Source organism: Pectobacterium sp. CHL-2024, from assembly GCF_044751765.1.
GTDB classification, from domain to species: Bacteria; Pseudomonadota; Gammaproteobacteria; order Enterobacterales; family Enterobacteriaceae; genus Pectobacterium; species Pectobacterium brasiliense.
In genome coordinates this window covers 266,349-274,490 of the sequence record NZ_JBIXKO010000005.1, presented here as the reverse complement: position 1 = coordinate 274,490, position 8,142 = coordinate 266,349, and the positions used below count along the sequence as shown (strand labels likewise).

The 8,142-nt window shown below is 50.7% G+C and carries 8 protein-coding genes and 1 riboswitch; of the genes, 3 read left to right on the top strand and 5 right to left on the bottom strand.

What is annotated here, in order from left to right; genetic code table 11:
• On the top strand, positions 1–232 hold a 232-nt coding region (locus ACIPUG_RS11085; RefSeq protein WP_400338405.1), incomplete at its 5' end, for a hypothetical protein.
• 44 nt (positions 233–276) lie between these two features.
• Here ACIPUG_RS11085 and murI read toward each other — a convergent pair.
• Together murI and btuB are read right to left on the bottom strand one after the other, a co-directional pair.
• Entirely contained in the window at positions 277–1,134 is an 858-nt protein-coding gene (gene murI, locus ACIPUG_RS11080) for a glutamate racemase (RefSeq protein WP_039275758.1), read from the bottom strand.
• Positions 1,079–2,983 carry a TonB-dependent vitamin B12 receptor BtuB gene (gene btuB, locus ACIPUG_RS11075; protein WP_040033340.1) on the bottom strand — a complete coding sequence of 635 codons (1,905 nt, stop codon included), beginning with the start codon at positions 2,981–2,983 and terminating at the stop codon, positions 1,079–1,081. The genes murI and btuB overlap by 56 nt, the downstream gene beginning before the upstream one ends.
• Positions 2,984–3,048: 65 nt before the next feature.
• Positions 3,049–3,281, bottom strand: a riboswitch (cobalamin riboswitch).
• A 129-nt stretch (positions 3,282–3,410) separates the two neighbouring features.
• Here btuB and trmA point away from each other — a divergent pair.
• Positions 3,411–4,514, top strand: coding sequence for a tRNA (uridine(54)-C5)-methyltransferase TrmA (gene trmA / locus ACIPUG_RS11070; RefSeq protein WP_014916979.1), 1,104 nt, complete (start codon positions 3,411–3,413; stop codon positions 4,512–4,514).
• Between the two features lie 42 nt (positions 4,515–4,556).
• On the opposite strand, the gene ACIPUG_RS11065 is transcribed toward trmA, so the two are convergent.
• Together ACIPUG_RS11065 and fabR are read right to left on the bottom strand one after the other, a co-directional pair.
• Positions 4,557–4,943 carry a YijD family membrane protein gene (locus ACIPUG_RS11065; RefSeq protein WP_014916980.1) on the bottom strand — a complete coding sequence of 129 codons (387 nt, stop codon included), beginning with the start codon at positions 4,941–4,943 and terminating at the stop codon, positions 4,557–4,559.
• A 35-nt stretch (positions 4,944–4,978) separates the two neighbouring features.
• On the bottom strand, positions 4,979–5,608 hold the full coding sequence (gene fabR / locus ACIPUG_RS11060; protein WP_014916981.1) for an HTH-type transcriptional repressor FabR: 630 nt from the start codon (positions 5,606–5,608) through the stop codon (positions 4,979–4,981).
• Between the two features lie 211 nt (positions 5,609–5,819).
• Here fabR and sthA point away from each other — a divergent pair, with 211 nt between their 5' ends.
• Positions 5,820–7,226, top strand: coding sequence for a Si-specific NAD(P)(+) transhydrogenase (gene sthA / locus ACIPUG_RS11055; protein WP_014916982.1), 1,407 nt, complete (start codon positions 5,820–5,822; stop codon positions 7,224–7,226).
• On the opposite strand, the gene oxyR is transcribed toward sthA, so the two are convergent.
• Entirely contained in the window at positions 7,218–8,126 is a 909-nt protein-coding gene (oxyR, locus tag ACIPUG_RS11050; RefSeq protein WP_010281486.1) for a DNA-binding transcriptional regulator OxyR, read from the bottom strand. The genes sthA and oxyR overlap by 9 nt on opposite strands.
• Between the last annotated feature and the right edge of the window lie 16 nt (positions 8,127–8,142).

Below are 8,142 nucleotides of genomic sequence, written 5' to 3'. Positions count from 1 at the left end.
GTTAAGATACGGTCTTGTGAGTGCCCACACAGATTGTCTGATTAAATTGTTAAAGAGCAGTGCCACTTCATCGGTGGCGCGGGCTGCATATACTATGCTTTTCCGCTGTGAAGTCAAGTCATTACTGACTGCCTTCGTTGAATCTTTTTTCCTGTCACCGCAACGGCGTGTCGCTGTTGCCGTGTCAGTGGAGGCGCATTATAGGGACTTCTCGGCGGCTGACAAGCGCTAAATGCAAAAAAAATATCGTTTGTCTACTATTTGCCCACAAGGCTATCAAAGTGGCAGTTTTTCCAGCGAATCGAAGCCATAACGCTGCAATATTGGCCACAGCGTGGCAACTTTAGGTGTAATCGCCAAGCAGTAAACCAGATTCTTATCTGTCGAAAGTGGCGGATTATCCAAATTAGCAATCAGCCATGCTGTTCTTTTAGCTATAGCAGCACCAGAATCGACAAGACGTGTACCATCTGGCAAGGCTATTTTCAGTTCTTCTGCTAATAATGGAAAATGCGTACACCCAAGCACAACCGTATCTGGCGGTTCAGGTAAACGTAGCCAAGGGCGCAGAATTCTTTGCAGTTCAGAAATGGTGATCGTCTCCCCCTGCAATTTCGCTTCTGCTAACTCGACCAGTTCTGACGATCCCAATGACAAAATCTGGCAATCCGTCGCAAAACGGGCAATCAGCTCGTGGGTATAGGGGCGTTGAACCGTTGCGCGCGTCGCCAATAGGCCGACAACGCCGTTGCGCGTCAGCTTAGCCGCAGGTTTCACCGCAGGGACGACGCCCACGACAGGGAAAGTAAAACGCTCACGTAGCGCAGGAAGGGAAATCGTACTCGCTGTATTGCAGGCGATCACAACCAATGCGAGCTGATGGCGTAGTTGAACTGCGTTAACAATCTCAACCACGCGCTCGATAATAAACTGCTGTGATTTCTCACCATACGGAAACGCTTCGTTATCGAATGCGTATATATAGTGAAGATCCGGCAAGAGCTGCCGGATTTCATCATAAACAGACAGCCCGCCTACGCCGGAATCGAAGACCAGAACAGTAGGACGGGATGGCAGGTTAGAAGGTATAGCTTCCTGTGAGATAGTATTCTCGCCCTGCCGTGCGGTAGCCATATGCCGTCTCATAATCTTTATCAAACAGGTTGGCGATTCTACCACGAACTGTCAGATGAGAGGTGATCGGATATGAGGCGGAAACATCAACCGTACTATAGCTAGGTAGGCGGCGGGTATTTGCTGCATTATCAAACCGCTTACCTACATACTGGTAGCTCAGATTAAAATCGACGTCATACAGGTTCCAATCAACTTGGTACTTTGCTTGCTGCTTCGCGCGACGGGCCAAAACCTTATCGTTTTCATCGTTACGGGCATCAAGATAGTCCAAAGTGATTTGATGATTCAGTACACCAGTCTCAAATGATCCCGTCCACTCCAGCCCCTTCATTGTTGCTGCATCAACGTTATAATAAGTCCCGGTATTTGTTGCAAAAGCATACTCATACGCGATCAGATTATCGATCTTATTAATATAACCCGACAAACGCCAACTTAACGGCCCGGTTAAACCTTCCAATCCGGCTTCCCATTGTTTCGACTCTTCAGGCTTTAGGTTTTCATTTGATTCAATATCGAAACGCTTCTGCCCATACAACTGTCCCAAAGTGGGTGCCTGAAAGCCTGTCGCATAGGAGAGACTTACTCGGTAATCGGGGAAGAATTCCCAGCCTGATGCAAGCTGCCAAGTACCATGTCTACCAAATTTCTCATTGTCATCACCGCGTACAGATCCTTCCAGAATAACAGCACCATATTGCTGTTGCGCGGTTAAATAGGCACCTGAGTTATCCTGCTTATAGCGGTTACTCTCGCGGTTTAGTGTATTAAAACTAACACCTTCTGAAGTTAACTTCTGCTGGCGCCAGTCAATACCCGCACTGACCATACCATGGCTGAGCGCCAAGGTATTCCCCCACAGCACGTCATATTGGTCAATATCATCTTGAGAGTTATAAGCACCATAGCGCCCTTGAGTACTGAGATATTGGATTGAAGTATATTTCTGATAGCTGGTAATCAACTGAGAAGCATAATTTTCCCGGGAGAATCGCAACCCGCCACTATAGGTATGGTTGTAGCTCTGCTGTTCATTTTGAATAGGAAAACCAAAGTCTTGGGAAAGCGCATCATAGTCACCGTTGCTGCCATAACCGTAGCCACGGAAGAACCCAGAAATTGAATCGTTAAACTGATGTTCAACACCTGCCCAGAATGTTTTATTGCGCCAGCCATCTTTATCTGAGTCTAACGCCTGATTAGATGAATCCGGGTAAACATTGAATCCCCGAGTATCCTGATAAGCTCCAGCTAAAGAGACTCGCGTGCTATCACCAACCGACTGATGCAAACTTCCACTATATTCCTGATAGCGGTTCGAACCAGCCCCTGCATTAAGTACTGTTTTATTTTCTGTTGTTTGCGTAATGATATTAACCACGCCACCAATAGCGTCGGCACCGTATACCGCCGAACGTGGACCACGCATAAACTCAATGCGCTGTACTAAAGCAATAGGGATAAGGTTGAAATCTGGATCGCCTGTAATACCGTATTTAGCAATAGGGACACCATCAATGAGTACCAACGTATGACGTGCTTCCGAGCCCCGAATATACATTGATGCGCTTTGTCCCAACCCACCAGTTTGAGCAATATTCACCCCTGGCAATCGACGCATAACTTCCAAAACATTCTTCGCTTGCCACCGATTGATGTCATCACGAGTGACCACGTCAATTGATGCCAGCACCGAAGAAACTGGCTGTGCGAAACGATTTGCTGTGACTACCATATCATCGGCATTTTTCTCCGATGACGAATTTGGAGATGAACTGTTTTCCTGCGCCCAGCCAGAAAATGCCGTGACAGAAAGCGCCGTCAGCAGCGAAATTTTTTTAATCATTGTTAAAGCATCCGAGAAATAATAAGGATGCCGCAGGCTCTGTTAATAGCACGCGATATGCAGAACCAATTGCGACGTATTCCGGTAGGTCTTCGGGCTTGGATGCCGTTGTCCCACAAATCGTCAACGACGGTAGGGGATACAACGAAAGCGATGACTTCCCATCCTCAAAAGTTGAAGACAGTGTCTGCATAATAATGCTATCGCCGGGGCATTCCTTACCGCTGCGCGTCAGCTCCAGATTTACACTGGATTCCCTTTTAACTTGTGGTACAAGGCCGGACGCTCATCCTACAATCGCGAATTGTGGAAGTCTAGACTTCTATATCACTACAGGATAATCACGTAACAAAACTGGACTTCCTGGCCGGATTCCCTACAATTCCCGGCCAATAACACCCTTTTAGACGCTGTTGACGAGAAAACCATGACGCCAGAAATCCTGCCCATCGAACAATACGACGACCAGCTTGCAGAGAAAACCGAGCGTCTGCGTGGGATGATGGCACCGTTCAATGCACCGGAGCCTGTCGTCTTCCGTTCTCCCGTCAGTCACTATCGGATGCGCGCCGAATTCCGTATCTGGCACGATGGCGACGAGCTTTATCACATCATGTTTGACCAGCAAACCAAACAGCGCATTCGGGTCGACCGCTTTCCGGCTGCCAGTGAACTGATAAACCGCCTGATGCCGGAGCTGCTTGCCGCCATTCAGCCCGATTCCGTCCTGCGCCGCAAACTGTTCCAGATAGACTACCTGTCCACCCTGAGCGGCGAAGTGATCGTTTCTCTGCTGTATCACCGCGCACTGGATGAGGAATGGCAGGAACATGCCCGCGCGCTGCGCGATAGCCTGACCGCACAGGGGTTCCGTCTACAGTTGATTGGTCGCGCGACGAAAACTAAAATCTGCCTCGATCGCGATTATGTCGATGAATGCCTGCCGGTTGCAGGTCGGGATATGATTTACCGACAGGTAGAAAACAGCTTCACGCAGCCGAATGCCGCGATAAATATTCAGATGCTGGAATGGGCGCTGGATGCGACAGCGGGATCAACGGGAGATTTACTGGAGCTGTATTGCGGCAACGGCAATTTTTCACTCGCGCTGGCAAGAAATTTCGAACGCGTACTGGCGACGGAGATCGCCAAGCCCTCCGTCGCGGCGGCACAATATAATATCGCGGCGAACCAGATAGAGAACGTGCAGATTATCCGTATGGCAGCGGAAGAATTTACGCAGGCTATGCAGGGCGTACGCCAGTTTAACCGATTACAGGGTATCGATCTGACGAGCTACCAGTGCGAGACCATTTTTGTTGACCCGCCGCGCAGCGGACTGGATGACGAAACGGTGAAACTGGTGCAGGCGTATCCGCGCATTCTTTATATTTCCTGCAACCCGGAAACGCTGAGCAACAACCTGCAAACGCTCTCGGAAACCCACGACATTCGCCGTCTGGCGCTGTTCGATCAATTCCCTTACACCCACCATATGGAGTGTGGCGTGCTGTTGGAAAAGCGTCAGTAACAGCACACAACCTGGCGGGTCACCCCCGCCAGAATGCACTCGCTACAGCGTCTCGTTCTCTTCTGCGGATACGGAATCCGTTTCTTTTCTGCGGCGCAGTTTCAGGCCAATCCAGAAAACCAACACCACGCACAGGATTGACGGAATAAAGTTCGATCCTATGGCGGGATATTCAACGCGCACAATGGCACTGTAAATCAATAATCCCAGCAGAAAACTGGCCGCCGCCAGCATCGGAATGCCTTCCGGCATACTGTGGTGCAAATAGCGTTGATGCAGACAATAAATGGACAATACCAGCGCAATCAGGGGAAAAATCGAGAACGGAACAATACTGCTGAACAAGGCGGCGAATGCGCCATTGACGGATAAGCCCGCAATCAACGCCAGCACCAGCGTACCTTTTTCTTGGTGAGGTTTTTCTGTCATGGATTCTCCCTTTTCATGTTGTTGGTATAGAGGATTTATGGCACGGTAAAGCTACTATCGTGTTCTTTTCTGTACCAGTAATAAGCACCTTTGGCGATCATCCGCAGTTGCAGTACTAACCGCTCTTCTAGCTGTTTACGCTGTTCCAGAGAAACATCCAGGGCTTCCGCCCCCGCGCTGAAAACAATGGTCACCATCGCTTCCGACTGCGCTTCCGCGAAACTGCGAGGAATATGGTTTTCCACCTCAAGATAATCCGCCAGCTCAGCGATAAAATGCTGAATCTCCCGTGCGACCGCCGCACGGAATGCCGCCGACGTCCCTGAGCGCTCACGCAGCAAGAGCCGGAACGCATTAGGATTATTGCCGATAAATTCCATGAAGGTGGCAACCGACGTCCTGATTACGCTACCGGTTTTGGCAATACGCTGTCGGGCCTGTCGCATTAACTGACGCAGCATCAGCCCGCTTTCGTCAACCATTGTCAGCCCCAGCTCATCCACGTCACGAAAATGACGATAGAAAGACGTCGGCGCGATACCCGCTTCTCGGGCAACTTCACGCAGACTCAGGCTGGCAAAACTGCGTTCAGCGCTTAACTGGCTAAATGCAGCTTCAATAAGGGAACGACGAGTCCGTTCTTTTTGTTGTGCTCTGACACCCATTATGCTGCCCAAATGATCTACTCCCCTTTCCAGAGGGGCACTATAGCAAACTTTATTGTCCGCAGAATGAGACAAAGTTTGCCATATTAAGAATGTGAGAATCTGTTTCCATAGTAAAGGCAGGGATGATTGGGTTCTGCCGCAGTCGATGTTACAATGCGCAATGTTACAGTCGCGTTATTAATTTGTATAAAAACAGGTTTAACCTACCATGACTCTACAACATCAATTCGATTACGATGCCATCGTTATTGGTTCTGGTCCCGGCGGTGAAGGTGCAGCAATGGGATTGGCCAAGCACGGCGCCAAAATTGCGGTGATTGAACGTCACTACAATGTCGGCGGCGGCTGTACCCACTGGGGTACGATTCCTTCCAAAGCCCTCCGCCACGCCGTCAGCCGTATTATCGAGTTCAATCAAAACCCCCTCTACAGTGACAACTCCCGCATTATCCGCTCCTCATTTTCCGACATCCTGCGCCACGCCGACAGCGTCATTGGTCAGCAAACCCGTATGCGACAAGGATTTTATGAGCGTAACCAGTGCGAGTTGTTTTCCGGTGAAGCCAGCTTCATCGATGCACATACGATTGCCGTTCACTACCCAGACAATACCCACGAAACGCTGACCGCCGCGAATATCATTATCGCGACCGGTTCACGTCCGTATCATCCGGCAGAAGTCGACTTTAATCACCCGCGTATTTACGACAGCGACTCGATTCTGCAACTCGACCACGAGCCTCAGCACGTCATCATTTACGGCGCGGGCGTTATCGGCTGCGAATATGCCTCTATCTTTCGCGGCCTGAGCGTTAAGGTCGATTTAATCAATACCCGCGATAGGCTGCTGGCCTTTCTCGATCAGGAAATGTCGGACGCCCTGTCTTACCATTTCTGGAACAACGGCGTGGTGATTCGCCACAACGAAGAGTTCGAGAGTATTGAAGGGCTGTCTGATGGCGTTATCGTTAATCTGAAGTCAGGCAAAAAGATGAAGGCGGATTGCCTGCTTTATGCCAACGGGCGCACGGGTAACACGGAAACGCTGGGGCTAGAGAATATCGGCCTGAGCACCGACAGCCGCGGGCAGCTCAAGGTCAACAGCATGTACCAGACGGCGCTGGCGCATATTTATGCCATCGGCGATGTCATTGGCTATCCTAGCCTGGCATCGGCAGCGTACGATCAGGGTCGACTCGCCGCACAGGCGATCATCAAAGGTGATGCCAGCGCGCATCTGATCGAAGATATCCCAACCGGCATTTATACCATCCCGGAAATCAGCTCCGTGGGAAAAACCGAGCAAGAACTCACCGCGATGAAAGTGCCTTATGAAGTCGGGCGGGCACAGTTCAAGCATCTGGCACGGGCGCAGATTGTTGGGATGAATGTGGGGAGTTTGAAGATTCTGTTTCACCGTGAAACGAAACAGATTCTGGGTATTCACTGCTTTGGTGAGCGCGCCGCTGAGATTATCCACATCGGGCAGGCCATCATGGAACAGAAAGGTGAAGGCAATACTATCGAATATTTCGTTAATACTACCTTCAACTATCCAACCATGGCAGAAGCGTACCGTGTAGCCGCGCTGAACGGGCTTAACCGCTTATTTTGACAGGTTTTCCATATAGCCCTGCATATGCTCGCGGATGGTATCAGCAAGTTGCTCATAACGTCCGCGCAGCGGTGAACCGGGGCGATACACCAGCGCGATAGTGCGCTTGGGCTCCGGTTTATAGCACGGCAAATAGCAGACGCCATCGCGCTCACGCTCACGCGGAACCGACAACGACGGCAGCAGCGTAATACCGCTTCCGGCTGCGACCATGTTGCGCAGTGTCTCCAGACTGGTCGCCCGGAAATGCGTATCTTCATCCGCCCCCGCCTGAAAACAGAAGCCCATCGCCTGATCGCGCAGGCAGTGGCCGTCTTCCAGCATCAGCAGTTTTTCACCCGCCAGATCGGACATCGCTACGCGTTCACGGTTCGCCCAAGGGTGATCCTGATAAATGGCCAGCTTCATCGGCTCGTCGAAGAGGGGAACTTCGATAAAGGCTTCGGACTCTTTCACCATTGCCAGAATGGCGCAGTCCAGTTTGCCGCTGTCCAACTGGGCCAGCAACTGATGGGTTTGCGCTTCGTGCAGATACATTTCGAGTTTGGGAAACGTGCGATGCAACATTGGAATGATTTGCGGCAGCAGATAAGGCCCCACGGTAGGGATCAAGCCGATATGCAGCGGTCCGGACATGGTTTCACCCTGCTGGCTCGCCATCTCTTTTAATACTTTAACCTCGCGTAATACCGTTCGTGCCTGCTCGACCAACAGCAGCCCGGCTTGCGTAAACAAGACCTTGCGGCTGGTTCGCTCCAGCAACATCACGCCGAGTTCATCTTCCAGTTTACGAATCTGTCCACTGAGTGTTGGCTGACTCACATGGCAGGAATCTGCCGCACGCCGAAAGTGACGATGTTCTGCCAGCGCGACAAGATACTCTAAGTCCCGAATATTCATTATTATTCTCCTTATC